This is a genomic window from Deinococcus sp. QL22 (assembly GCF_023370075.1).
In the GTDB taxonomy this organism is placed as follows: Bacteria; Deinococcota; Deinococci; order Deinococcales; family Deinococcaceae; genus Deinococcus.
This window is the reverse complement of sequence record NZ_CP097149.1, coordinates 424,766-449,909: the sequence shown is the minus strand read 5'-3', so window position 1 is coordinate 449,909 and position 25,144 is coordinate 424,766. Positions and strand designations below refer to the sequence as shown.

Below are 25,144 nucleotides of genomic sequence, written 5' to 3'. Positions count from 1 at the left end.
GGAGAGGCACCATTCACGAACAAGAGCAGGGGCGAAAGGTAGGCACACTCATGGCCGAAGTCATTCTGGAGCACATCAACAAGCGGTACGGCAGCAAGCATCACGCGGTGAAGGATTTCAACCTGCACATCGAAGACCGTGAATTCATGGTGTTCGTGGGGCCATCGGGCTGTGGCAAATCCACGACTCTGCGCATGATTGCGGGCCTGGAAGACATCAGCGACGGCGTGCTGAAGATCGGTGACCGCATCGTGAACGATGTGCCGCCCAAAGACCGCGACATTGCGATGGTGTTCCAAAACTACGCGCTCTACCCGCACATGAACGTCTACGAGAACATGGCCTTTGGTCTGAAACTCCGCAAGACGCCCAAAGAAGAAATTGATCGCCGCGTCCGTGACGCAGCCAAAATTCTGCAAATCGAGCACCTGTTGGGCCGCAAGCCGAAAGAGCTTTCCGGCGGTCAGCGTCAGCGTGTAGCGATGGGACGCGCCATCGTGCGTGAACCCAAAGTGTTCCTCATGGACGAGCCTCTGTCCAACCTGGACGCCAAGCTGCGCGTTGAAATGCGCTCGCAGATCAGCCAATTGCACCGCCGCCTCGGCGCGACCATCATCTATGTAACCCACGATCAGGTCGAAGCGATGACGCTCGGCAACCGCATCGTGGTCATGCGCGACGGTGTGATCATGCAAGTCGACACGCCCATGAACCTCTACGATTTCCCCAAGAACAAGTTCGTGGCAGGCTTTATCGGCAGCCCCAGCATGAACTTGCTGACGGCCAAAGTCACCAACGGCGAATTCGTGTTGGGCGGCAGCCGCGTGTCTGCGATGGGCTTGCTGGCCCGCTCGCTGAAGGCCTACGAAGGCAAAGATGTGGCTATGGGCATTCGCCCGGAGCATATCGGCGTCGTCGGCATGACCGACATTCCTCGCGGCAACAACGTCCTGCGCGGCAAAGTCGTGGTCGTGGAGCCCTTGGGCGCACAGACCGACTTGATTATCGAAGTGGCCGGACAAAACCTCACCTGTAAGGTAGAAGGTCAGGCCGTTGTGCAACCCGGAGACGACATCGATCTGCTGATCGATCAGACCCGCCTGCACGCCTTCGACCTGACCAGTGAAGACGCCATCGACCGGGGCACGCCTACGGGCAAGCGCGGTCAGGCCGACACGCTGAACCTAGGCTACGAGTACCCCGGCGTTCCCAGCAGCGCCGCTGCACCTGTCATCGGCCTCAACAAAGTCTGATCTCAGTCCATTCATACTGAGTCCAGCAGCGCCGCCTTCCTCTTGGGGGGCGGCGCAGTTTTGGCATGTGGGTGGGCGCTTTTCTGTTTTCTCACCCAGCCTGCCTTTACCCGCTGTTCATCTGGCGCTAGACTGCTCGCACCTCAACACCCAACGCTTTCCCGCCCACGGGAGACGTGCCCTATTTTAAGGAGAACCATGAAGCGACCCCTACATACTGCCCTGATGACCCTCACCGCTCTTGCCCTGCTGGCCAGCACCGGGCAGGCCCGCACCTGGGCCGATATCAAAAAGAGCGGCACCATCAAGATTGCCACGGAAGGCGCGTTTCCTCCGTTTAACGTGCTGAAGGGCAAGGAACTGACGGGCTTTGAAGTGGATCTCGCCAACGAACTCGCCAAAAACCTCGGCCTGAAGGTGCAGTGGGTCACGCAACCCTTCGATAACCTCCTGATCGGATTGAAAAGTGACCGCTATGACTTCGTGATTGCCAGCCACGGCATCACGCCAGAACGGGCCAAAGCCGTAGATTTTGCCAGTCCTCACTACTGCACGGGCGGCGCAATCGTGACCAAGCCCGGCGGCCCCATGACGGCAGCGGCCCTGAGCGGCAAATCGGTGGCCGTGCAGGTCGGCACCACCTACCTTGAAAACGTGCGGAAAGTGGCCGGCGTCAAAGACGTGAAGACCTTCCCCAAAGACACCGACGCGCAGGCCGCGCTGATGGCAGGCCGCGCCGATGCGTGGGTGGGCGACAAATTCACCGGAATTGAACTGGTGAAGGCTCAGAAGGGCAAAGTGGTACAGGGGGCGCTCTTGTTCAATGAGCGCATCGGTATGGCCGTGAATAAGGGCAACGCCAGCCTCTTGAAAGAACTGAACGCCGCGCTGACCAAGTCTCTGAGCGACGGCACCTATGCCAAGCTGAGCGGCAAATACTTTGGTCAGGATGTACGCTGCAAGGGCTGAGGCTCTGACTATCGAGTCACTGGAGGAGGCGGCGCTTGTAGAGGCCGCCCCTTTCTATAGGCTGTCAGTCCTGTGTCCTCCACATAAACTCAGAAGATGTTCAGTCATAAAGCTCTCTCTTTGTGTCGGATGTGACATCATTCATCAAATGCAAAACCTGACTGGATCACGTTTCTGCCCTGACCTCTTGCGGGTGGGCGCATGACCAAACCCGTAACCACACCCCGTCAGCAGCCCATGGGCGGCGGTACACTCTTGCTCTGGTTCGGCGCTGCTGCAGCCGCTTTCTTGCTGCTCTTTTTGCTGATTACCATTATTTTGCGGCAACTGCCCGATCCGATTGGCCCCCGCGCCGACCTGTTCGTAGAGGGCGCCCGCATGACCCTGATGCTGACGGTGGTCAGCGGCGTGATTGGGCTGGTATTGGGGGTCATTGCAGGCATTCAAAAAACCAGTGCACTGTGGTGGGTACGTCTGCCCGCCAGCATTTTTATCTGGTTGGTGCGCGGTACACCGCTGCTGGTGCAAATCCTATTTGTCTACAACGCTGTGCCGCCTCTGCTGGCCGCTGTCGGCATCGATCTGGAACTCAATGAATTCTGGTCTGCTGTGGTGGCCCTGTCTCTCAACGTTGGCGCGTACAACGCCGAAGTTGTCCGGGCGGGCATCCTTGCCATTCCGCCTGGACAGGGCGAAGCCGCCCGCAGCCTGGGCCTGAACGGGGCACAAACCATGTCTACGGTGGTATTACCCCAGGCCCTGAGAGTCGTCGTGCCGCCGCTGGTCAATAACCTCGTGGCACTGCTCAAAGATTCTTCGCTGGCAAGTTCGATTGCTCTGCTGGAACTGACTTTGGCTGGGTCGCGCGTCAGCAGCGAGAGTTTTGAGCCTATTCCGGTGCTGACAACGGTGGCCGCCGTATATCTGGCCCTGACTACCGTGATGACCTTGTTTACCGACCAGTTGGAAAAACGGGTGAAGGTAGGCAGCCGCTAGGGAGAAGGGGAAGAAGTGAGCAGGCCCGCCGAGTGGATTGGCGGGCCTGCTTTCTGGTGTTCCTGCGTTCCGCAATCTAAACGCCGCAACCCACAACCAAGCAATACCGAAAAGACAGAGGCGACCTCCGAAGAGGCCACCTCTGTCTAATCTGAACAGACTTACTTGTTAGGAACTTTGATCTTGCCGCTGATGATCTGGGCCTTGACGGCTTCGACACGGGCCACTTGCGTGCTGGTGATCAGGCCTTTGTTGTAGGCGTCCACCGCGTAACCGACTCCGCCTTCCTTCAGACCGAAACGGCGCTCTCCGCCCTTGAAGTTGTCGGCTTTGACGTCACGGATCAGGGCGTATACAGCATTGTCTACGCGCTTGAGCATCGAGGTCAGGCCGTGGTTCAGGGTGGCGGGGTTCTTGTCGAAGTCGCCGAGGTAGTTCTGGTTGCTGTCCACGCCGATAAAGAACATGGGGCGGGTATTGCCAGCGCAGGCGTTCTTGTAGCTGGCGCTCTTGCCCACGTTGGCAAAGTTGTTGGTGCTGAACTTCACGCCGCTGGGCAGGTTGCCCGCCTTCAGGCACTGGGTCTGCTTGATGTAGTCGATGACGCCGTTGCCGCTGCCACCTGCTGCTGCAAAGATCACGTCAGCGCCGCGAGAACGCATGCTGGCCGCGATTTCTTTGGCCTTGCCGGGGTTGTTCCAGGCGTCGGGGGTGGTGCCCACGTACTGGGCGAACACTTTGACTTTGGGGTTGGCGGCTTTTGCACCCGCGATGTAGCCCGCTTCGAACTTGTGAATCAGGGGAATGTCCATGCCGCCCACGAAGCCGAGGACGCCGGTGCTGCTGTTCAGGGCGGCGAGGTAGCCCACGAGGTAGCTGCCTTCTTCTTCCTTGAACACGAGGCTGGCGACGTTTTTCTCGGCGCTCACGTCGTCGATCAGGCCGAAGTACAGATCAGGGTTCGCCTTGGCGACCTGGCTGATGCTGGCGTTGTTGGCAAAGCCCACACCGATGGTCAGGTCAAAGCCTTCGGTGGCAAACGAGCGAATGCCCTGAATGACCTGGCTGGGATCGCTGGGTTCGAAGTCCTTGACCTGAATGCCCATCGTTTTCACGGCCCGCTGGCTGCCTTCGTAGGCGCTCTGGTTAAAGCTCTTGTCGGCCTTTCCGCCTGCATCGTAGGCCATGCCCACGCGTAGAGCGCCCTGCGCGGCGGCGAGGCTGGTGGTCAGGGCGAGGGCAAGGGTCAGGCATTTCTTCATAGAACTGGTCTTCATGGGTGTTCCTCCAGAGTTTTGGTTTAAACGGAATGCTTGAACAGAGTATACGCAATCTGCCCGGTGTCTAGACCCTGCCAAAAGTCACGGTGAGCCTGACGTGGATGAGCAAAACGGGAAGGCGGGCCAGAGGTCTTCTTTATGTTTCCTTTATTTTAATCAGCTTTGCCAGTTCTTCTGAATGGCCGTTGCTCAACACTGCTTTACGTTTCTGGGCCAGGCGGAACAGGGCCAGAATGCTAGGCTGCGGCTATGGATGCTGTGCCCACCGGGAGTTCTGACCCTGCCCTCTCCGATACCCTGAACGACGTGTTGCACGCCCGCTATCTGACGCTCAGGGCCGAGGTGGATCACCACAACCGGGCCTACCACGAGCAAGATGAACCCGAAATTCCGGACAGCGAATACGACGCGCTGGCCCGTGAACTCCGCGCCCTGGAAGCCGCGCACCCGGAGTGGGCCGCCGCCTTTGCCAGTGCGGGCGTCAGTCCGGCTCAGGCGGTGGGGGGCGCACCCAGCACGGCCTTCCAACCCGTGAACCATCCCACACCCATGACCAGTCTGGACAATGTCTTTGATGACGCCGAGCTGGGCGAATGGCGTGAAAAGCTGGCGCGTTCGCTGAACTTGCCCGCCGACACCGACACCTTCACCTTTACGGGCGAACTGAAAATAGACGGACTGAGTGTGAATCTGTACTACAAGGACGGCGAATTGCAGTGGGCAGCCACACGCGGCAACGGCGTGACCGGCGAAATTGTGACGGCGCAGGTGCAGACCGTGCCGGGCATTCCCAGCCATCTTCCCGGCCTGACCGGAGAACTGGAAGTGCGCGGCGAGGTGTACATGAGCCGCGCCGATTTTGCTGCCTACAACGCGCAGGCCGAGGAACTGGGCACGCCGCTGCTGAAAAACCCGCGCAATGGAGCCGCCGGAGCCCTGCGCCAGAAAGACCCGGAAATGACGCGCACCCGCAACCTCAAGGCTATTTTTTATTCGCTAGGCAAGCGCGATGGCGTGCAGGCCGAAACCCAATATGAAGTGCTGGCGTGGCTGGCAGATCGGGGCTTTCCCGTCAGCCACTATTCCGAGCGCCTGACGGGAATAGACGCCGCCGCCGAGTACCACCGCCGCATGACGGCCAACCGCGCCCAATTCGAATTCGACGCCGACGGCACCGTGCTGAAGCTCGATCCGCTGAACCTGCAGAACGAGGCCGGATTTACCAGCCGTGCGCCGCGCTGGGCCATCGCGTACAAGTTTCCGGTAGAAGAAGTGGAAACCGTACTGGAAGAGATTGTGGTGAACGTGGGCCGTACCGGAAAACTGGCTCCACTGGCGCATCTGGAGCCGCGCCTAATTGAAGGCAGTACGGTCAGCCGCGCCACGCTGCATAACGAGGATTACATCCGCGACATGGATTTGAGGATCGGGGATACGGTGGTGGTGCGTAAATCGGGCGGCGTGATTCCGCAAATTATGCGTGTACTGCCAGAAAAACGGCCCGAAGGCGCACAGCCCTACGCCTTCCCCACGCAGTGTCCCCAGTGCGGCCATGAAGCCGTGCGAACCGAGGGCGACGCCAACACCTATTGCCCCAACCCGGCCTGCCCCGCCCAACAATTCGAGCGCATCCGCTATTTCGTGTCTCGCGGCGCGATGGATGTGCGCGGCATCGGGGAAAAGCTGGTGGCGCAACTGATCGAAAGCGGGCTGGTGCGCGATGCCGCCGACCTGTACCGCCTGACCGCCGAGCAGATCAGCGCTCTAGACCGCAGCGGCGACAAGAAAGCCCAGAATATTCTGGCGCAACTGGAAGCCAGCAAAACCCGCCCCCTGTGGCGACTGATCAACGCGCTGGGCATGAGTGGTGTGGGCGAGCGCAATGCTCAGGGGTTGGCACGGGCGTTGGGCACGCTGGACGGTGTGCTGGCCGCTACCCCAGAGCAGATCGGCGCGATTTCCGGCATGGGCGACACGCTGGCGCAGAGTGTGACCGCCGCTCTGGCCGACCCCAACATGCAGGACATGATTCGCCGTCTGCGCGATGCAGGCCTGAACCCCGTTGAAGAAGCCACGCTGCGTACCGACCAACTGAAGGGTCTGAATTTTGTGATCACGGGCACCCTGAACCAACCCCGCGAGGCCATCAAAGCCACGCTGGAAGCCGCCGGGGGCCGCGTGACGGGCAGCGTGACGGGCAAAACCAGTTACCTGATTGCCGGAGCCGACGCCGGAAGCAAGCTGGCCCGCGCCCAGGAGCTGGAGATTGCGGTGCTGGATGAACCAGGGCTGGCGGCACTGTTGGAGGAGAAGGGAGTGTAGAGGCGGTGGGCATCCTCAAACGCCCCCTGCTGTTGCTGTTCGGCGGTGCCCGGAGCAAGCCATTGCGCTTTGTCAGGCCCTCATTTCTCCCTTTGTCCGCTTCACACTCCACTCCCGGTCTTTCTCCACCGTTACACTGTGCCTATTGGCGGCCCAGTTCTACGCGGGCCGTGTGGAGGCATCAAGCATGGCGAACAACACCCCCCAACCCGAAGTCGAAATTAGCCGCAACGTCCTGACCGATATCGCGCAGGCCACGCTGGAAGGCATAGAGGGCATAGAAGTCGCCCACGCCTCGCTGAACGTGGGCGAAGTGCTCCGGAATCAGGGCAACCCGCGTCGCCCCCGCGCCCTGAAAGTGACCCGCGAAGGGCAGGCCGTGACAGTGGACGTGGGCCTGAATATCGAATTTGGCCGCAACCTGACCGGACTGGCTGCGCAGGCCCAGCGGGCTGTCTCCGAGAATGTAGAACTGATGACGGGCCTGAAAGTCAAAGCTGTGAACGTGACCGTGCTGGACGTTACTTTGCCCAAAGGCGGCCACGCTTGACCCGCCGCCGTGAGAAGGCCAACCAACCCGTCGGCACCCGCCGCGCCGCTCGCGAATTTGCTTTCAGGACGCTGTTTCAGGCGGATCGGGGCGACTTGCCCCTGAACGACGTGTTTGTCCGGGCAGAGGGCGACATGCGCGAGGGCGACGATACGTTTCCGCAACTGGCCCCCGACGCCGTGACCTTTGCCCGCGAACTGGTAGACGGCTTGGTCACGCACCGGGATTCGATAGACCAGACCCTGCGCCAGACCATTCGCGGCTGGAGCTTCGATCAGATGGCGCAAACCGATCTGAACGTGCTGCGCCTGGCAACCTTCGAGATGATGTACACGGGCACGGCACACCCGCCAGTCATTGAGAGTGCTGTGCGGATTGCCCGTAAATTTGGCGGCGACGATTCGGGAAGGTTCGTCAACGGCGTGCTGGCGGGCCTGAGCCGCACCCTGCAAACCGCGCCTGCTGTGCCCAGTGTGGAAGGCGGCACGGAAGCCGAGGCCGACGAGTGATCGACGGCTCTCCCGTCTCCTCCGCTCGCCCGTTGCCGGGGCCGCCCGCTGCCGCCGCATTGCTGGCTGAGACGGCAGCCCGTGCTGCACGGCTGGACTCGCCCCCACATCTGTCTATCGTGCGGCTGGGAGAAGACCCCGCCAGCGTCAGCTATGTGCGTGGCAAAGACCGTAAGGCGCGGGAAGTCGGCCTGCAGAGCACGGTCTATGCGCTGCCCGAAACCACCTCGCAGGCCGACTTGCTGGGGCTGGTGGCCCGCCTGAACGCCGATCCTGATGTCAACGGTATTCTGGTGCAGTTGCCCTTGCCCGCCCATGTCTCCGAACAGGCCGTGCTGCACGCCATAGACCCGCGCAAGGATGTGGACGGGTTTCATCCGGTGAATGTGGGCGAGCTGTGGGCAGGTCGCCCCGTGCTGGCCCCCTGCACGCCTGCCGGGATCATGTACATGCTGGGCCACTACAGCATTCCTGTGGCTGGGGCGCGGGCCGTGATCGTGGGCCGCAGCCACATCGTCGGGCGACCTTTGGCGGCCATGCTCCTGAATGCCCACGCCACCGTCACTATTGCCCACAGCCGCACCCCCGATCTGGGCGCAGTGACCCGTGAAGCCGATCTGCTGTTTGCCGCTGTGGGCCGCGCCCACCTGATCACGCCCGACATGGTGAAGCCCGGAGCTACCGTCGTGGATGTGGGCATCAACCGAGTGGTGAATGCAGAAGGCAAGGGCCATTTGACGGGGGATGTGCATCCTGACGTGGCGGCGGTGGCGGGTGCATTGACCCCGGTGCCGGGCGGCGTCGGGCCACTGACCATCGCGCAACTGCTGGCAAATACAGTCACTGCTGCAGAAATGCAGCGTGCTGCACGCGCCTAGGCTGGGGCCGATAAATCCTGTGCAAACTGGAACTGAGTGCAATTCTTTTCTACCGCTACACTGAACTCCGCGTGAATACGTTCGCTGAACTTCTCGGAAACCGCTGGTTGCTGACGGCTGTGCTGGCCTCTACGGGCGCACAGGTTCTCAAAGTGCTGCTCATTCTGATGATCGAGCGGCGCTGGCGGCCCGCTGCCTTCATGGAAACGGGCGGCATGCCCAGCAGTCACTCGGCCATGGTGGCGGCGCTGACCACGGGCATCGGCCTGACCCAGGGTGTGGGCAGCCCCCTGTTTGCGGCCAGTGCCGTCTTTGCCCTGATCGTGATGTACGACGCCACCGGAGTCCGCCACAGCAGCGGTATGCAGGCCCGCCTTCTCAACGAACTGGTCGATGAACTGCGGGCCGTGGTGCGCGAAGGCTTTGCGCCCTTGCCACTGCGGGTGTTGCTGGGCCACACCTATTTAGAAGTTGGAATCGGCACGCTACTGGGCGTAGGGGCGGGATTTCTGGCATTTACGGTGTTCTAGAACCGTCGGCGGACAGAAGAAGGGGCAAAAACCACCGGAATTCAACCGGGTTTTTGCCCTTCTCACTCCCTGCTCCTCATCGATAGCTTTCTACGCTACGCCCTGCACCGCTCCCGTCAGTAACAGGCCTAACCGCTCCCGCGTAAAGGCGCGTTTGCCTTCCCAGAGGCCGCCTTCCGGCCCTGCGTGCAGATGCCAGTGTTTGCTGCCGCCCATCAGGCGCAGGCTGATTCCTTTGAGATCCACATGACGCGGGCTGACGGCGGCCACCAACAGCGGTTGCCCGCCCGTGCCCACACTGACGCTCATCACGGTAGTGGGCAGGTCGTAGGGGCGTTCCATCCGGTAGATGTAATCGGGAAAATCGGCAATTTTGGTGAAGGTCAGGCCACGCGCAGAGGCCTCGGCATCGAGCCAGCCCAGCAGGTCTATCCAAGCGGAGTACAGTTGCCCGTCAGTTGCATGTGCCATGTGGCACAAGTGTAGCTCAGGCGGCGGAATCTGGGCCAAGAACTGGCGGAGCGTTGACGGTGTAGAGCGAATCCTTTTTCGTCCGCTCCGTCAATCGGCCTATATCCCCCTGCGCCCGCCCATGCTCTTCTTTCTCGATGGAGCGCATCTTGGTCATCGGAACTACAGGCAGTGGCAAAACCACGTTGGCGCGGGCCATCGCCGGGCGTCTGGGCCTGCCACACGGCGAGCAGGATGTCTGGAACCATCAACCCAACTGGCAGGCCGCGCTCACACAGCAGTTCCGGGCAGAGGTCGCCGCATTTACGGCCCAGAGTGCCTGGGTCATGGACGGCAACTACAGCAAGGCGCGGGACATTGGCTGGGCGCGAGCCGATACTCTGGTGTGGTTGGATTATTCGGGGCAGGTAGTGTTCTGGCGCTTGCTGACGCGAACCGTGCGGCGAGTCGTGTCACAGCAGGAACTCTGGAACGGCAACCGCGAAAGTCTGCGTGGGCAGTTTTCGCGGGAAAGTGTCCTGCCGTGGTTCTTCCGTACGCACTGGAAACGTCAGCGCGAAACGCCCCAGCAGATCTCCCAGTTTCCGCATCTGAGGGTCATTCGGTTGCGTTCGCCGGGAGCGGCTGAGGCCTGGGTGCGGTCTTTGGATTCAGCCAATCCTCAGCCCTGAAGCAGCAACCGCCCGCTCACCGCATTCAGCGTCATTTCTCCCCCCTGCAGCACCTCGCCCGTCAGCGCGTCCCGCCATTCTCCGGCAGGTAGCTTTAGCGTGACCTGATGTGATTCGGTGCGGCGGCTGGCAATTACGGTGGCGCGTTCGGTGCGGCCATCGGCGTGGGTGTATTCGCGCAAATAGGCGATGGCATCGGCCTCGGCGTGCAGAAACCGTAGATTGCCTTCTTGCAGGGCGTGGGTATTGCGGCGAACATGAATCAGGGCCTTCACTTTGGCGCGTAAATCGGTGTCCCAATCGGCCTCGTCCCAGGGCATCGGCTCGCGGCACCACGGCATGTTTCCGGCGCGGCTCTGGGTCACGCCCACTTCTGAGCCGTAGTAGGTGCAGGGCACGCCCGCGTAACCCATCAGCAGCGTAAAGGCGGCCAGAAAGCGCGTGCGGTCATTGCCTACCCGGTACATGGCCCGCCCGATATCGTGCGATTCCAGCAGGTTCACCATGCTCAGGCCCACCTGCGGCGGCAGCGCGTGGTAGGCATCCCAGAGGATTTCGGCCACTTCCGGCCCCGCCAACTGACTGGGTTCCGAAAAGTAGGTGGCCCCACTTAGCCACTGCATCACGGGCAGGCCGAAGCCGTGATAGTTCATGGCGCTGTCCTCGCCCTGACCGTCCAGCGCGTGTTCGGGGTCAAAAAAGCGCTCACCGAAAATGAAGGCGTCAGCCTTTTCCTGCCGAGCCGCCGATTTCAGGGCGCGGTGCAGAGGCAAGTTGTCCTCGTCGGTGCCGCCTGTGCCGATCATATGGGCCACGTCCAACCGCCAGCCCGCCGCCCCGCGCCGCAACCAGTGGCGTACCACACTTTCTTCACCGCTCAGGAATTCCTGCACGGCCAGTTCATTGCGGTAGTCAATTTTGGGTAGGGTCGGCACATCAAAAAAGGCGTGATACGGGGGCTTGCCAGGAGTGTCGCGCCACGTAAACAGGCCGCGTTCGGGGGCCGCTTCATCCTGCAGCGCCGCCTGAAACAGTGCATTCTCATTGCCCATATGGTTAAACACGCCGTCCAGCACCAGCTTCACACCTGCGGCTTCGGTGGCCTGCGCCAGTTCATCCCACGCTGCCTCGCCGCCCAAATGGGGGTCTACCCGGCGGTAATCGGTGATGTCGTAACGGTGGTTGGAGGGCGACACGAAAATGGGCGTGAGCCACAGAGCGTTGATGCCCAATTCGGTCAGGTACGGCAGAGCCTGCGTCACGCCGTTCAGGTCGCCGCCGTAATGCGCGTGAATGTCGCCGTGCGCGTCTACTGGGGTGTTCCATTCCACATGCTCCACCGGGCGGCCCTCGTAGATGTATTCCCCAGTTTGCACATCGTTGGCAGGGTCGCCGTTGCGGAATCTGTCAGGGAAGATCTGGTAGAACACGCTGCGCCAGGCCCATTCGGGAGCGCTGTGGCCGGCCAGATACTGAAACCAGTTGCGGAAGCCCCGGCGGGTGTGGTGCAGCCCCAGCGCGGTCAGGTTCAGGTGGTCGCCGGGCAGATCCAGCGTCCATGCATAGCGCACGCGGTCACTGTGCACGGGAAGCTCGGCCTCGAACCAGCGGCCCTCACCAGTCAGTCCGTCCACTTCCCGCGCCGCAAAGCTCTCGATTTCGCCCACCTGTACCACACGCAGGCGCACCGCCGTCACGGGCAGGCTGGTTCTCATTCGCACGATCACGCGTTCGCCCCGCGCCGCCCCCAACTGCGAGGTATAGGCGGGCGTGTGGTCGTGCTGGGCGCTCAGGATGGAAGCAAAAGCAGGGGTCTGGGTCATGGGGAATCCTCCGAAACAGGGTGAAGTAGATAGGGTGAACCAGAAAGGGATTGAGAACATATAAAAGACGTCTGGCACGGCCTGCCTGCACAGTCGGAACTCGGTGCAGAAGAAGGTCGTGCCAGACGGCAAGCGTTGCCTGTAGGTTGTGTGAATTCAGACTATATGGATTCCAGTTTGGGCGAAAAGGGTGCGGGGGTCAAGGGGGACAGCAGACAGGCTGAGTTGCCCTCTTTGCCCGCTCTGTCAGCCACTACCCCCAGCGGGTGAGTTGCTGATTTTTTCACGTTGAGGTGCGCTGGGAGCGAGAAAACATACGCAGAGGCAGGGGCAGGCGCGGCAGCATGGGGCCGATGAAACGCACTGCCACCGCCCGTATTGCCTCCGCTCGCCGCTTTACCAGTTGCGCCGTCTCTCTTGCTCTGGCTGGGGCCGCGGTTGGTATGGCTCAGGCCGCGCCCGCCCGGATCATTGGCCTCGCCTTCGACGTGGGCGGCATCAAAGACGGTGGATTTAACCAGGCGGCTTACGAGGGAGCGCAGCGGGCGGCCAAAGAACTCGGGCTGACCATCAAAACCTCGCAGCCTAAAAAGGCCACCGAGATCGGTCAGGGCGTGTCTCCGTTGGTTCGGGGCGGATCGGGACTGGTGATCGGCGTAGGCTACGCCAACAACGACGCGATTACCCGCACGGCCTCCGAGTTTATGGACAGCCGTTTTGCCGTGGTGGACGACCTGCCCAAAGGCAAAAATGCCGTGGGCCTGCGCTTCCGCGAGCAGGAAGGGAGCTTTTTGGCGGGCTTTTTGGCAGGCAAGCAGAGCAGCACCGGCATCGTGGGGTTTGTGGGCGGTGTCGATGTGCCCGTGATCCAGAAGTTCCGCGCAGGCTTCGCGGCGGGCGTGAAATTCGCCTGCCCCAATTGCCGCGTCGTCACAGCCTTCGTGTCCAAAACCAGCGCCGGATTCAATGACCCCAAAGCCGCCGCCGTGATTGCGGCCAGCATGACCAAACAGGGCGTGGACGTGATTTTCCCGGCAGCGGGAGGCAGCGGTCAGGGCGTGGTGAATTTCATCAAGGCGCAGCCGTGCATCAAGGCGGCCAATCTGCCTGCGGGCGTGAAGTTCAGAAGTGACCTGTTTGCCGCCATTCCCAAGAGTGCGGCGTACAAAAAGCTGTGCATCACCGCCGCACGCCCGCTGTTTTTTATTGGTGTAGACACCAACCAGAACGCGCTGGGAGACTTTGACAAGAAGGCGGGCACGCTGAATCACGGTCTGACCAGCATGGTGAAACGTGTGGACAATGCCGTGTATACCATCATCAAGGAATACGCCGAAGACCGTCCGTGGCGCGGCGGCGACCGCTCGTTCGGCCTCAGCAACGGCGGCGTCAGCGTGGCTATTGATGCTTCCAACCGCGCCCTGATTCCGGCGGCTCTGGAGACCAGCCTGAAGAAAGTGGAGCAGCTGATTACAGACGGAGTGATTAAGGTGCCGACCCAGTAAGGTCAGTAAGACGGGCGCACGAACGGGTCGGCTAGGCTACAGCTACAGATTTCGCTTCACAATTCACGCTTCAAAATCCAAACCCCTCACTTCTGTCGTCTGTGACGCTTTGACCGTTCGGGTCGGCGCATGCATGCCAGCGAAAGGAGCGTATGAAGACATTGCCTTCTGGCCGCCGTGCTGTCCTGAGTTTTTCCCTTCTTCTGTGCGGCAGCCTTGCCGCCTCTGCCCCCGCCGTGCCCAGCGTCATGCTGCTGTTCGATCCGGCGGGGCGGGCCGACAACGCCATCAACCAGAGCGCCTCGGACGGCCTAGACCGTGTGGTGCGCGACAGCGGCATTGCCTTCGGCTCCAACGCAGTTGCGGATGCCGACGATGCGTTGACTCAGATTCGGGACGCGGCCAAAGCCAATACGGTGGTGGTCGCGGTGGGCGGCATCAGCGTGGGTGCACTGACCAAGATCGCCAAAGAGTTTCCTAAGGTCAAATTCATTGGCGTAGACAGCCTACCCAGCGGCCTGAACACGGCGGGCCTGCGTTTCCGCGAGCATGAGGGCGGGTTCCTGGCGGGCGCGTTGGCGGGCAAAGCCACCAGCACCCAAATCGTGGCCGTGGTCGGCGCGGGCAACGATCCGGTCACCGTCAAGTACCGCGCAGGCTTTACCGCAGGCGTGAAGTTCGTGTGCGGCAAATGCAGCGTGCTGACGGCCAACGTGACCAAGCCCAACGATACCTTCGGGGCCACGACCCTCGCCAAAGGGCTGTTTGCCAAAGGAGCCGATATCGTGCTGGCCGCCGCCGGAAGCAGCAGCCGGGGCGTGGTCAGTGCGGCGGGCACCGTGGAATGTCTGAATGCCAAGACCCTGCCCAAAGGCGTGACCTTCAAAAGCGACGTGTTCAAGGTTGTGCCCCGCAGCGGCACTTACAAAGATACCTGCAAGGGCGACACCCGGCCCGTGTTTGCTATCGGCACCGAAAGCAATATGAACCGCTACGGCGATACCGACATCGACGCCACCACCCTCAATCACACCCTGACCAGCGTGGTCAAGCGGGCCGACAACGCCGTGTACGCCATCCTGAGTGACATTGCAGCGGGCAGGCCCTGGCGTCCCGGCGAACGCGGCTTTGCCCTGCAAAACGGCGGCATAGAACTGGTGATCGAAAAGACCAACCGCGCCCTGATCACGCCTCAGATGGAAAAAGACCTCGGCAAAATTCAGAAATTGGTGACGGACGGAGTCATCAAGGTTCCGATGCAGTAAGGGCGCTTGTGGTGAGTGGTCAGAAGTGAGTGGGAAGGGCGCAAGAGCATCAGTGCCGTTCCCGCTTTTGCTTTTTATACGCTCCACTCCCCACGTCCCGACCATTTCCCAATCGTCCCGCCCCCTCCCGCGTAAACTAGAGCCATGAGTCCTGCACGCCGCCAAACCGTCACCGCTTGGGTGGGCCATGTCCCTGTGGGCAGCCAGCATCCGGTGGTGGTGCAGTCGATGACCAACACCGACACCGCCGACGCCGAGGGCACCGCTATTCAGATTGCTCAGTTGGTGCGGGCAGGCTCCGAACTGGTGCGCGTGACTGTGAACACCCGTGAGGCCGCCGCCGCCATTCCCGAAATCGTGGCGCGTCTGGCAGAAGTGGGCATCAACGTGCCCATCGTCGGGGATTTCCACTACAACGGCCACATCTTGCTGCGCGAGTTTCCCGAAACGGCGCGGCTGCTCGCCAAATACCGCATCAACCCCGGCAATGTGGGCGCGGGCCAGCACCACGACGCCAACTTTGCCACCATGATCGAGGTCGCCAAGGAGTTCGATAAACCCGTGCGGATCGGGGTGAACTGGGGCAGTCTGGATCAGCAGGTGTTGGCCCGCCTGATGGATCAGAACGCCCTCGCAGGCAGTCCCAAGACCGCCACCGACGTGATGATTGACGCGATGGTTGTTTCGGCGCTGGAGAGTGCCGCCTATGCCGAAGAACTGGGCCTCGCACACGACAAAATTCTGATTTCGGTCAAGGTCAGTAGCGCCCCTGAACTCTGGCAGGTCTACCGCCAGTTGGCCGCGCTCTGCGACTACCCCCTGCACCTCGGCCTCACCGAAGCGGGCATGGGCATGAAGGGCATCGTGGCAAGCAGCGTGGCCCTCGCGCCGCTACTCACTGAAGGCATTGGCGACACGATTCGCGTAAGCCTGACGCCGGAGCCGGGGGCCAGCCGTAAATTGGAGGTGGAGGTGGCCCAGCAGATTTTGCAGAGCCTCGGCATCCGCCAGTTTTTGCCGCAGGTTACGAGTTGCCCCGGCTGCGGGCGCACCACCTCTATCTTTTTTCAGGAGTTGGCCCAGAAGATTCAGGACTATATCCGCGACACCATGCCTGACTGGAAGGCCAAATATCCGGGTGTAGAGGATATGCAGGTGGCGGTCATGGGCTGCATCGTCAACGGCCCCGGCGAGAGCAAGCACGCCAACATCGGGATTTCTCTCCCCGGTACCGGAGAAGACCCCCGCGCCCCCGTTTATCAGGACGGCAAACTGCTGACCACCCTGCGCGGCCTCCGCATTGCCGAGGACTTTCAGGCACTCATGGAAAAGTATGTGGAGCAGCGGTACGGTCAGCAAACAGCCGACGTGTGAGTGAAGTTGATTTGCCCGGCGTGTGGGTTGTTATGGGCGCTCGAGCAAGGCAGCCTGCCGCCGTGTTCTCTACATTTGAACTGGGCGAGGCTTGGGTCAGAACGCATGGCTTTGAAGGAATGTTGACTTGGTATCCGCTGGATATGAGCGCCTACGACTGGGCCGTGCAAACTGGGCGATTTAAGCCCAAGTCTGCGTTCTGGTCTAAAAGCGACCTTGCGGGCTTTACCTCTGCCAGTCAACCACATGAACACTTCTCTATTGACCAAGAGAATCTGCCTGCTACACAAACCGATCAACTCTGGCATCATGGCCCCATGAACGTCTGGGGAACTGGCCCTTTTGAAAACGATGCAGGCGCGGCGTTTGTACAGGAAGTCGTGCAAGACGGCGAATTTGCGTTGGCCGAAGCCTTCGAGGTGGCCCTAGACCCGGATACGGTGTTTTTGGCTGCCGAGGAAGGACACCGTGCCTACGCTGCCGCCGCTGTGCTGGCTGCCGTGCTGGGCGGCGAAACCAGTGGTATGACCGACGCAGGCCTGCGCTCCTGGGTGCAGAATGCCGATCAGTCCGAACTGGCTTCCCTTCAGGACATAGCACGTGACGCCCTGGAGAGAATTGTTGGCCCAGACAGCGAACTCCCTGACCTTTGGGAAGATACTGCCGACGCCGAAGCCTGGCAAGCCGAAATAGAGCGGTTGCAGAGTGTGCTGGAGTAGGGGAGATAGGGCGGGCAGTTGTTGTGAAATATCCTGCATCGTGATCCGACTCATTTGGCTTTAGAAAGGACGTTGACGATTTTGGGCGGTTTATAACGGCTGAGTCTAAAACCGTAACTCCAGTCCCAACCCGCCGCCGATTTGCCCGGTGGTGTTGGCCCGCACAAAGGCCCGCCATCCCGCTGGCCCCAGCAGAGGCCCACGCAACCCTGCTTCCGCGTAGCCTGCGGTCATGTTCTCTTGTCCCGGACGGTTGAGGAGTTCTGCGCCCACGGTGCCAAACGCGTCCACCCGTGTCAGCGGCAGGTTCACGTCGCGCAGGGTCAGGCCCGCTGCGTAGCGCCGAACGTCGGCATTCCAGCCCTGCTCGGCGCTGCCTTCTATGCCCAACGTCCCGATGAAGGGCACGCGCAGCACCGAGACGCCTGCGTGGACGCCATATCCGGCGGTGTTGGCATTGGCTCCAGCCCACAAAGTCGCGGCGCTGGTCGGGGCAGACAGGGCGGTGAGGGTCAGCAGGGGAAGGCAAAGACGGCGCATAGCCACAGCTTAAGCGGGCCACATGAGAGCCATTCTGCACGCCGCCAAACCAGCCAAAGCCGTGCCTAGCCGTTCAGCCGCACCTGCGCCACCGTTGCCAGCAGCCGGAAGGTCTGAAACAGGTGATAGGCGTCCGGGCTTTGCCAGGCCACCGTGACCGCGTCCACCCGCATGATGCCGGGCACCCGTTCGCACTGATCGGCGCGGGCCTGATGATCGAAACTGAGCTGAGTCTGTGCGGGCCAGCGCGTGGTGTACGGCGTGGCCTGCGCTGCCGCCCGCACGCCTGCCTCCGCTCCGGCCCGGATGCGGCGCTGGGCCTCGGCGGGATGCAGATGCACGGCGGCAAAGGTACTCAGGCCCTCTTTGACGGCCACCCCGACCACCTGTTCTCCCAATTCGGCCAGAATCTCGGCTATGGCTACGTCGTCTCCGGCGGCAAACACCACAGGCACACCGTATTGTCCGGCCAACAAAGCATTCAGGCCGTATTCGCCCGTAGACAGGCCATTGATTCTGACATCCCGAATAAAGCCGTTCCAGGTGTGTGCCAGCGGGCCGCGTGGGCTGCCTGCGCGGGCGTGATAGCCCACGAACAGCAGCGCCGCCGTGCCCGGTTCCTGTACGCCCTGCACCATGCTCAGCGGTTTGTCGTTGCCACTGGTAAAGGTCAGGCCGGGTACGTCGGGGAGCAGTTCAGGCAGCAGATTGCGCATCGTGTCGTGGCTGTCGTTGATCAGGACTTCGGTGGCCCCGCCCGCAAAAGCGCCCTCGGCGGCGGCCACCGCTTCCCGCGTCATCCGTTCGCGGGCCGCCTGATATTCGGTGCCGTTGACCAGTCCGCCAAATTCTGGGGGGCTGACCTGCACCCAACTGGCCACGCCGCACACGCCTTCCATGTCCACACTGATCACAACTTTCATGCCCAGAGCCTAGAGCGTTTGGGCCAGGGAAACCGCTGATCGTGGGTTTGAATCGCACAAATGTCTGAAAGGCTGGCTATGTTTCATGTTCGGCACGAGAGTTCAGGCGTGTGCGACAGATTCAGTGCTCTCTGATGCAGAGTTGACAGATTTTGTCACTCTGAGGCATAGCTCAACAGTCAGAAGTGAGGATCGGGCTGTCTTAAATTGCTGCGGTGTTGGCGTGAGACCAGTTCCTAAAGCACCGGCTTAGGCGTGCTACCCTCATTCGTTATGATAGGAAATTGCGATGAGTCGAAGACGCATCCGACTTGCAAAGCTGCGAAGCAGAGCGGAGCGAGTGGCAAAAAGGACGGGCTGGCGGAGATGGACGACTCTCCGGTGTTCTTCCGGATAGTCGGGAATCGCAGCAAGTCCGTATGAGTCGAGTGGCCCTGAAATCTGCCCGTGAAATCGAAGCCATGCGCCGTGCGGGGGCGCTGGTGGCCGATACGTTCCGGGTGCTTGACCCGTTCGTGAAGCCCGGCGTGACGCTGGCCGAGCTGGACCGGATTGCCGAAGAACACATCCGCAAGGGCGGCGCGGTTCCGGCTTATCTGGGCTACGGCCCCAAAGCCAACCCCTTCCCGGGCACCATCTGCGCCAGTGTCAACGAGGTCATCTGTCACGGCATTCCCGACGGGCGCGTGTTGGAAGAGGGCGACATCATTGGCGTGGATATCGGCGTGCTGATGAACGGCTTGTACGGCGACGCCTGTTACACCTATACGGTGGGCAACGTGAGCGCCGAGGTTCAGGGCCTGGTCGACACCACCCGTGAAGCCCTCGCCGCTGGCCTGGAAGTGGTGCGTCCCAATGCCCGTACTGGCGATATCGGGCACGCCATCCAGACCCTCGCTGAAGGCCGGGGCTACGGCGTGGTGCGCGAATACACCGGGCACGGCATCGGCAAACGCCTGCACGAAGAACCCACCATCTACCACCACGGCGCACGCTACACGGGCCTGAAACTGCAACCCGGCATGGTCTTTACCATCGAACCCATGATCAATCTGGGCCGCCCCGAAACCCGCCTGCTGCCCGACGGCTGGACGGTCGTCACCGCCGACAAGAAACCCAGCGCCCAATTCGAGCATACGTTGGTGGTCACGGCCAAAGGGCACGAGATTCTGACGCTTTAAGGGCAGTCCGGAAGAAGCACGGATAGGGAGGGCACAGGCTTGCTGCTCGGCTGCGGCTTGACCATTCCCCGCCCCCCAAGCCTTACAATTCGCTGCGTATGGGACGTATTTCTATGCAGGTTTCCACGCAGCTCCTCAGGCAGCCCCGCTGCTGCGCACTGAGGGCACGCCCATAACCGCCCCCACCTTCAAGGGCCGCCGCACCCGTGAACTGTCGGCTGATGCAGCGGTCAGCGTCGTAGACGTGTTCAAAAGCTTCCGCAACGCGCAGGGCGCAGACACGCGGGTACTGGACGACATCGACCTCGATATTCGTAAGGGCGAGTTTTTTAGTCTGCTGGGGCCGAGCGGCTGCGGCAAAACGACCCTGCTGCGAATTCTGGCGGGCTTCGAGCAACCTGACGCGGGCGCCGTCCTGATCGGTGGGCGCGATATGACGGGTGTGCCGCCGAATCTTCGCCCGGTCAACACTGTGTTCCAAAGTTACGCGCTCTTCCCGCACCTCAGCGTCTACGACAATGTGGCGTTTGGGCTGCGGCAAAAAGGCATCGGCGGCGCAGCCCTGCGTGACCGGGTGGGCCGGGCCATGGAAACCGTGCGGATCGGAGATTTCGGTACGCGCAAGCCCGATAACCTGTCGGGTGGCCAGCGGCAGCGGGTGGCCCTGGCCCGCGCCATCGTCAATGAGCCGGAAGTCCTGCTGCTCGATGAACCGCTCTCGGCCCTCGATTTGAAGCTGCGAAAGGAATTGCAGGTGGAACTCTCCAACTTGCAAGAAACGCTGGGCATGACCTTTGTGTTCGTCACGCACGATCAGGAAGAAGCGCTGGTGATGAGTGACCGGATCGCGGTGATGAACCGGGGCCGCGTGGAGCAACTCGGCAAGGCGGAAGACCTGTACGAGCGCCCCCGCACGGCATTTGTGGCCAACTTTCTGGGCCAGAGCAATCTGATTCCCGGCAAGGTGCAGGAAGTGACGCCCAGCGGCGCAGTCGTCCTGACCGAACACGGCCTGCTGCGAACCGTGTACGGCGCGAACCTGAGCGTGGGCCGCGAAGTCATGCTGTCTATTCGCCCCGAAAAGCTGCGGATGGAGCGCGACGACGAAACCGAAGGCAACGAGGTTCGCGCCCGCGTGGACGACATCGTGTACACCGGGGCCGAAAACCAGTATTTGCTGGAAGCCAATGGTCAGCGCCTTGTGGCCTTCCAACTGAACTCGGATATCGGGGCCGATGAGGATTTTGACTATGAGGAAGAAGTGGCGCTGTATCTGCCGCCCGCCAGCCTCGTGATTCTGGAGGAAGGCTGATGGGGCCGGATTTGGCTGACGTTACTGGTGCTGGTCAAAGGGTCAAAGGGTCTAAGGGACTAAGAACCCCAGCTCCCCAGCACCTTAGACCCTTAGACCCTCGACCCTCAGACAACTCCCCCTCACACGCTGACGGTTCCCCCCAATGCTGACGCTCAGGCGCTTTTTTGCCACGCTCGGCCCCGGTGTGCTGTGGCTGGCGATGTTCCTGATCGTGCCCATAGCCATCATGTTCGGCTATTCACTGCTGACCCGCACCGATCTGGCGCAGGTGGGCGGCCCACTCACGCTGGAAAGCTGGGGCCGCGTGTTCGGCTACGACGCCCTGTTCCGCGAATGGGTGCCAGATAACCTGCGCGTGCTGGGGCGCAGTGTCCTGATCGCCGGATTCTCCACGCTGCTCTGCATCCTGATGGGCTACCCGCTGGCCTTCTACATTGCCCGCCAACCCGCACGGCGCAAAAGCTTTTTGCTGCTGCTGCTGATTATCCCGTTCTGGACAAACTTCCTGATCCGTGTATATGCCTGGATTCTGATCCTGCGCCCCTTCGACTTGGTTCCCAGTCTCACCGCTACTTTTTTGGGCATGGTCTACGCCTTCTTGCCCTTCTTCGTACTGCCCGTGTATTCCAGCGTGGAAAAGGTAGACTGGCGCTTGCTGGAAGCCGCCCAAGACCTCGGTGCGTCGCCCGTGAAGGCGTTTATGGCCGCCGTATTTCCACAAACTTTACCCGGACTCATCGCGGGAATCCTGCTCACCTTTATTCCGGCCCTCGGCACCTTCGTGGTCAGCGACATTCTGGGCGGCGCAAAAACGGCCCTGATCGGCAACCTCGTGCAAAACCAGTTCGGGCAGGCCGGAGACTGGCCCTACGGCTCGGCCCTCAGTTTTCTGCTGATGGGCGCGGTGTTGGTGGGCCTGTGGCTGTATGCACGGTCAGCAGGGCAGAAGGGTTTGGAGGAGTTGATATGAGTTGGCGTGATGGTGGCGTTGGCGGTCTTTGTCTAAGGGTCAAAGGGTCTGAGGGACTAAGAACCCCAGCGGCCCAGCACCTTGGACTCTTGGACCCTCAACCCTTAGACCGCGCCCCCGCACACCAAGGCGGCCACCTATGATCCGCCGTACCCACCCTGCGCTTTCCGCGTGGGCGTGGCTGGTCTACGGCTTCCTTTACCTGCCCATCCTTGTCCTGATCATCTTTTCCTTCAACGATTCCAAATTCGGCGCGACCTGGGCGGGCTTTACGACCAAGTGGTACGGCGTGTTGCTGGCCCGCGAAGATGTGCGCGAGGCGCTGACCAATACGCTGCTCGTGGCGCTGTCCAGCACGCTCATCAGCACGGTATTGGGCACGCTGGTCGGGCTGGGGCTGTGGCGCTATTCCACCCGCTTCCGGCTGCCGCTCACGTTCCTGCTGGTCACGCCCATCGTCATTCCCGATGTGGTCATGGGCGTGTCGCTGCTGATGTTCTATTCGTTGGTGCGCGGCGGCCTGGAACTCACCGGCTGGACGTTCGAAAACGGCTTCTGGACGGTCATGTTCGCCCACGTCACCTTTCAGATCAGCTATGTAGCTCTGACCGTGCGCTCGCGCTTGGCAGGCTACGACCGCTCGCTGGAAGAAGCCGCCCGCGATCTGGGTGCAAGTTCGGTGCAGTCCTTCCTGCGCGTGATTTTGCCGCTGGCCCTGCCCGGCGTGCTGGCAGGGGCACTCTTGGCCTTTACCCTCAGCCTCGACGATTTCGTGGTCACGTATTTTACCAGCGGGTCGGGCTTCCGCACCCTGCCTGTGCTGATCTACACCAGTGTCAAAAAGGGCGTGACACCTGATATCAATGCGTTGAGTACGTTGCTGGTGCTGTTTACGGTGGTGGCGATTGTTGCGGCCAATGCCATCATGCGACCGCGTGCAGGCCGGGGAGGAGACTCGTGAAACGCCTGTTGATTCTGGCGCTGCTTGGCCTGACCGCCTGCCACCGCATAGAACGCACCGACACTGCCGCCGAGGGGCAGGGGGCTACCACGCCCGCGCCCGTAGAGCGCAATGGCGGGCGCGTGCTGAGAATCATCATGTGGTCGGATTACATCGACCCAGACGTGGTGAAGCAGTTTGAAAAACAGGAAGACGCCCGCGTGATTCTGGATACCTTCGAGAGCAATGAATATATGCTCGCCAAATTGCAGGGCGGCGGGGCCAGTTACGACCTCGCCACGCCCAGCAACTACTTTATTCAGGTCATGGCGCGGGCCAGGCTGTTGCAACCGCTGGAAGCCCAGAAACTCTCCAATTTCGGCAATATCGGCGCAGGCTTTCTGAACCCCAATTTCGACCCCGGCAACGTTTACACCGTGCCCTACCAGTACGCGGCCACCGGGCTGGCCTACAATTCGGGGCGCTTCACACCCTCCTCCGAAAGCTGGAAGCTGATTTTTGGCGACACCGACACCGTGCGCTTTTCCCTGCTGGACGACCCGCGTGAAGTGATCGGCGCGGCCCTGAAATACCTGGGCTATTCGGTCAATTCCAGCGATGTGGCCCAGCTCCGAGAAGCCCGCGATTTGCTGCGCCGCACGGTATCCAAGCGCGGGTTCGAGTCGTTCAGTGGCGGCCCCGAAGTGCGGAACAAGTTGCTGGCCGGAACGCTGGACTTGGGCCAAATTTACGTGGGCGACCTGTTGCAAGGGGTTGCCGAAGACCCCAACCTCAAGGTGTATTTGCCCACTGAGGGCACCACCATCAGCACCGATACGCTGGTGCTCTTGCGCGGAAGCCCGAATCCCGCGCTGGCCCGCAAGTTTGTCAACTTCGTGCTGGAAGGCGAAGTCAGCGCGGCCATCAGCAACTACACCTATTACGGCAACCCCAACACTGCCGCCGCGCCCCTGCTCGATCCATTCCTTCGCTCTCAGAAGGCCTTCAACCCTTCACAGGCCGACCTGAAAAGTGGCAAAGTGGAATTTATCAACGAACTCAAAGCAGGCAATACCACGCGGCTGTATGACCGAATCTGGACGGATCTGAAGGCGCGTTGAAGGAGGGGACAGGAGCCACTCTCAAGACCAAAAGTAGCCCATGCTTGAGAAGAAGCGGGGGCTTACTTTCTCATTCAGTCCGGCAGATTCACCGGGCGGGCGCTGTCCAGCCAACCCCAATCGCGCAGATACGCCCGGAAATCGGCGAGCAAAACGGCAGCTTCGGCACGTTCGGCGTCGGCCAATGCTCGCAGCCATGCCTCTCCCGTCAGGCGTGTGTAGGCCAGCAGCGGCACACTCTGGCTCAGGCCTGCGCCCAAAAAGCCTTCAAAGGCGTCCAACATGGCCCCGCGCCTGGCCCGGTCTACCAGACTATGCAGCGGGGCCACCTTCAAAAAGGCTTCGGAGGCATCGGCAAACAGCACCCGCTTGGACGAATGGCGGAGCGGCACAGCAGGAGATCGAGGCGCGAAATGAGTCATGCCCAAGCCTGCGCTCCCTCTGTCAGCCGACTTTAAGGGGGTGGTCAGGGGAGGGTCAGGCGGCGGTACAGAGTCCAGAAAACCCCGGATTTCTCAGCTCAGTCTTTGAAGCTATGCCCCGCCTGTTCCAGTGCCGCCCGCGCCTGCGCCACCTGCTCGGCCTTGACCAGTACGTAATCGGTATCAAAGGTGGAGAGGGCGAAAATGCCCACTCCAGCCTCTTTCAGTGGATTCAGCACCGCTGCCAAAATGCCGGTCAGGTGAAAGGGGAAGGGGCCGTGGAGCCGCAGCGCTGCCCAACCTGTTTCCAGCTTCAGGCCGTGCGGGAGTGGCGACGGTAGGTTCTCCTCTGCCGTGACCACGCTCACTTCATTCGGCGCACCCACGATGGCCCATAAGGTTCCAGCCACCGCCCAAGCCGGAACGGGCGAGGACGCGGTAAGCTGCGCCACCACATACTGTCCAGTCAGTAAAGACAGTGCCAGTGTGGGAGATTCTGATGTTAAGTCGGTCACTGAATCAGTGTACAACTGAATGGTTTTCGTCAATCTGACAGCTTTCTGACACGTCTGGGTGCGCCTTTTTACCTTTCCTTATGGGGGTACACTGTGCGGATT

Annotated in this window: 25 protein-coding genes; 18 read left to right on the top strand and 7 right to left on the bottom strand. The window is 61.3% G+C overall.

The features are described from left to right. The first annotated feature begins 50 nt into the window (after positions 1 to 50). From M1R55_RS02075 to M1R55_RS02065, 3 genes are all read left to right on the top strand, one after another. On the top strand, positions 51 to 1,253 hold the full coding sequence (locus M1R55_RS02075; RefSeq protein ID WP_249394102.1) for an ABC transporter ATP-binding protein: 1,203 nt from the start codon (positions 51 to 53) through the stop codon (positions 1,251 to 1,253). A 198-nt stretch (positions 1,254 to 1,451) separates the two neighbouring features. Next, positions 1,452 to 2,222: an ABC transporter substrate-binding protein gene (locus M1R55_RS02070; RefSeq protein ID WP_249393098.1), complete on the top strand. Its 771-nt coding sequence runs from the start codon at positions 1,452 to 1,454 to the stop codon at positions 2,220 to 2,222. Positions 2,223 to 2,423: 201 nt separating this feature from the next. After that, positions 2,424 to 3,218 carry an amino acid ABC transporter permease gene (locus M1R55_RS02065; protein ID WP_249393097.1) on the top strand — a complete coding sequence of 265 codons (795 nt, stop codon included), beginning with the start codon at positions 2,424 to 2,426 and terminating at the stop codon, positions 3,216 to 3,218. A gap of 161 nt (positions 3,219 to 3,379) precedes the next feature. On the opposite strand, the gene M1R55_RS02060 is transcribed toward M1R55_RS02065, so the two are convergent. Further along, positions 3,380 to 4,480 (bottom strand): BMP family protein, encoded by a 1,101-nt coding sequence (locus tag M1R55_RS02060; RefSeq protein WP_249394101.1) that lies wholly within the window; start codon positions 4,478 to 4,480, stop codon positions 3,380 to 3,382. A 267-nt stretch (positions 4,481 to 4,747) separates the two neighbouring features. Between M1R55_RS02060 and ligA the strand changes: the two genes are divergently transcribed. From ligA to M1R55_RS02035, 5 genes are all read left to right on the top strand, one after another. Continuing rightward, entirely contained in the window at positions 4,748 to 6,820 is a 2,073-nt protein-coding gene (ligA, locus tag M1R55_RS02055; RefSeq protein WP_249393096.1) for an NAD-dependent DNA ligase LigA, read from the top strand. A 187-nt stretch (positions 6,821 to 7,007) separates the two neighbouring features. Continuing rightward, positions 7,008 to 7,370 carry an Asp23/Gls24 family envelope stress response protein gene (locus M1R55_RS02050; RefSeq protein ID WP_249393095.1) on the top strand — a complete coding sequence of 121 codons (363 nt, stop codon included), beginning with the start codon at positions 7,008 to 7,010 and terminating at the stop codon, positions 7,368 to 7,370. Continuing rightward, positions 7,367 to 7,879, top strand: coding sequence for a transcription antitermination factor NusB (nusB, locus tag M1R55_RS02045; protein WP_249393094.1), 513 nt, complete (start codon positions 7,367 to 7,369; stop codon positions 7,877 to 7,879). Before M1R55_RS02050 ends, nusB begins: the two co-directional genes overlap by 4 nt. Further along, entirely contained in the window at positions 7,876 to 8,757 is an 882-nt protein-coding gene (locus M1R55_RS02040; RefSeq protein WP_249393093.1) for a bifunctional 5,10-methylenetetrahydrofolate dehydrogenase/5,10-methenyltetrahydrofolate cyclohydrolase, read from the top strand. The genes nusB and M1R55_RS02040 overlap by 4 nt, the downstream gene beginning before the upstream one ends. A 71-nt stretch (positions 8,758 to 8,828) precedes the next feature. After that, the gene (locus M1R55_RS02035) at positions 8,829 to 9,287 is read left to right on the top strand and encodes a divergent PAP2 family protein (protein ID WP_249393092.1); all 459 of its coding nucleotides are present in this window, start codon (positions 8,829 to 8,831) and stop codon (positions 9,285 to 9,287) included. A 90-nt stretch (positions 9,288 to 9,377) separates the two neighbouring features. Here the strand turns inward: M1R55_RS02035 and M1R55_RS02030 are convergent, their stop codons facing one another. Further along, on the bottom strand, positions 9,378 to 9,758 hold the full coding sequence (locus M1R55_RS02030; RefSeq protein ID WP_249393091.1) for an NADH-quinone oxidoreductase subunit 15: 381 nt from the start codon (positions 9,756 to 9,758) through the stop codon (positions 9,378 to 9,380). Between the two features lie 137 nt (positions 9,759 to 9,895). On the opposite strand from M1R55_RS02030, the gene M1R55_RS02025 reads away from it, so the two are divergent. Further along, on the top strand, positions 9,896 to 10,429 hold the full coding sequence (locus tag M1R55_RS02025; RefSeq protein ID WP_249393090.1) for an ATP-binding cassette domain-containing protein: 534 nt from the start codon (positions 9,896 to 9,898) through the stop codon (positions 10,427 to 10,429). Here M1R55_RS02025 and M1R55_RS02020 read toward each other — a convergent pair. Then, the gene (locus tag M1R55_RS02020) at positions 10,420 to 12,252 is read right to left on the bottom strand and encodes an alpha-amylase family glycosyl hydrolase (RefSeq protein WP_249393089.1); all 1,833 of its coding nucleotides are present in this window, start codon (positions 12,250 to 12,252) and stop codon (positions 10,420 to 10,422) included. The two genes, M1R55_RS02025 and M1R55_RS02020, sit on opposite strands and share 10 nt — an antisense overlap. A 353-nt stretch (positions 12,253 to 12,605) precedes the next feature. Here M1R55_RS02020 and M1R55_RS02015 point away from each other — a divergent pair, with 353 nt between their 5' ends. The 4 genes from M1R55_RS02015 to M1R55_RS32015 all read left to right on the top strand — a co-directional run bounded on the left by M1R55_RS02015 (position 12,606) and on the right by M1R55_RS32015 (position 17,115). Beyond that, positions 12,606 to 13,757, top strand: a complete 1,152-nt coding sequence (locus M1R55_RS02015) for a BMP family protein (RefSeq protein WP_371827139.1) — start codon at positions 12,606 to 12,608, stop codon at positions 13,755 to 13,757. A 152-nt stretch (positions 13,758 to 13,909) separates the two neighbouring features. After that, the gene (locus M1R55_RS02010; RefSeq protein ID WP_249393088.1) at positions 13,910 to 15,022 is read left to right on the top strand and encodes a BMP family protein; all 1,113 of its coding nucleotides are present in this window, start codon (positions 13,910 to 13,912) and stop codon (positions 15,020 to 15,022) included. Positions 15,023 to 15,166: 144 nt separating this feature from the next. Continuing rightward, positions 15,167 to 16,396 carry a flavodoxin-dependent (E)-4-hydroxy-3-methylbut-2-enyl-diphosphate synthase gene (gene ispG / locus M1R55_RS02005; RefSeq protein WP_249393087.1) on the top strand — a complete coding sequence of 410 codons (1,230 nt, stop codon included), beginning with the start codon at positions 15,167 to 15,169 and terminating at the stop codon, positions 16,394 to 16,396. 62 nt (positions 16,397 to 16,458) lie between these two features. Next, positions 16,459 to 17,115: a DUF4259 domain-containing protein gene (locus tag M1R55_RS32015; RefSeq protein WP_371827138.1), complete on the top strand. Its 657-nt coding sequence runs from the start codon at positions 16,459 to 16,461 to the stop codon at positions 17,113 to 17,115. 105 nt (positions 17,116 to 17,220) lie between these two features. Here M1R55_RS32015 and M1R55_RS01995 read toward each other — a convergent pair whose 3' ends face one another. Both M1R55_RS01995 and M1R55_RS01990 read right to left on the bottom strand, forming a co-directional pair. Further along, positions 17,221 to 17,655: a hypothetical protein gene (locus M1R55_RS01995; protein ID WP_249393086.1), complete on the bottom strand. Its 435-nt coding sequence runs from the start codon at positions 17,653 to 17,655 to the stop codon at positions 17,221 to 17,223. Positions 17,656 to 17,720: 65 nt separating this feature from the next. Then, entirely contained in the window at positions 17,721 to 18,578 is an 858-nt protein-coding gene (locus M1R55_RS01990; protein ID WP_249393085.1) for a M55 family metallopeptidase, read from the bottom strand. A gap of 419 nt (positions 18,579 to 18,997) precedes the next feature. On the opposite strand from M1R55_RS01990, the gene map reads away from it, so the two are divergent. The 5 genes from map to M1R55_RS01965 all read left to right on the top strand — a co-directional run bounded on the left by map (position 18,998) and on the right by M1R55_RS01965 (position 24,105). Further along, positions 18,998 to 19,759 (top strand): type I methionyl aminopeptidase, encoded by a 762-nt coding sequence (gene map / locus M1R55_RS01985; RefSeq protein WP_249393084.1) that lies wholly within the window; start codon positions 18,998 to 19,000, stop codon positions 19,757 to 19,759. Positions 19,760 to 20,003: 244 nt separating this feature from the next. Beyond that, positions 20,004 to 21,071, top strand: a complete 1,068-nt coding sequence (locus M1R55_RS01980; RefSeq protein ID WP_249393083.1) for an ABC transporter ATP-binding protein — start codon at positions 20,004 to 20,006, stop codon at positions 21,069 to 21,071. Positions 21,072 to 21,216: 145 nt separating this feature from the next. Continuing rightward, positions 21,217 to 22,044, top strand: coding sequence for an ABC transporter permease (locus tag M1R55_RS01975; protein WP_249393082.1), 828 nt, complete (start codon positions 21,217 to 21,219; stop codon positions 22,042 to 22,044). Positions 22,045 to 22,183: 139 nt separating this feature from the next. After that, positions 22,184 to 23,005 carry an ABC transporter permease gene (locus tag M1R55_RS01970; protein WP_249393081.1) on the top strand — a complete coding sequence of 274 codons (822 nt, stop codon included), beginning with the start codon at positions 22,184 to 22,186 and terminating at the stop codon, positions 23,003 to 23,005. Further along, positions 23,002 to 24,105: a spermidine/putrescine ABC transporter substrate-binding protein gene (locus tag M1R55_RS01965; RefSeq protein ID WP_249393080.1), complete on the top strand. Its 1,104-nt coding sequence runs from the start codon at positions 23,002 to 23,004 to the stop codon at positions 24,103 to 24,105. Before M1R55_RS01970 ends, M1R55_RS01965 begins: the two co-directional genes overlap by 4 nt. Positions 24,106 to 24,179: 74 nt before the next feature. Here M1R55_RS01965 and M1R55_RS01960 read toward each other — a convergent pair whose 3' ends face one another. Both M1R55_RS01960 and M1R55_RS01955 read right to left on the bottom strand, forming a co-directional pair. After that, a complete protein-coding gene (locus M1R55_RS01960) occupies positions 24,180 to 24,527 on the bottom strand; it encodes a hypothetical protein (RefSeq protein WP_249393079.1) in 348 nt (115 codons plus the stop codon). A gap of 98 nt (positions 24,528 to 24,625) precedes the next feature. Then, complete coding sequence (locus M1R55_RS01955) at positions 24,626 to 25,042, bottom strand: ACT domain-containing protein (RefSeq protein ID WP_249393078.1); 417 nt, start codon at positions 25,040 to 25,042, stop codon at positions 24,626 to 24,628. Positions 25,043 to 25,144: the final 102 nt, after the last annotated feature.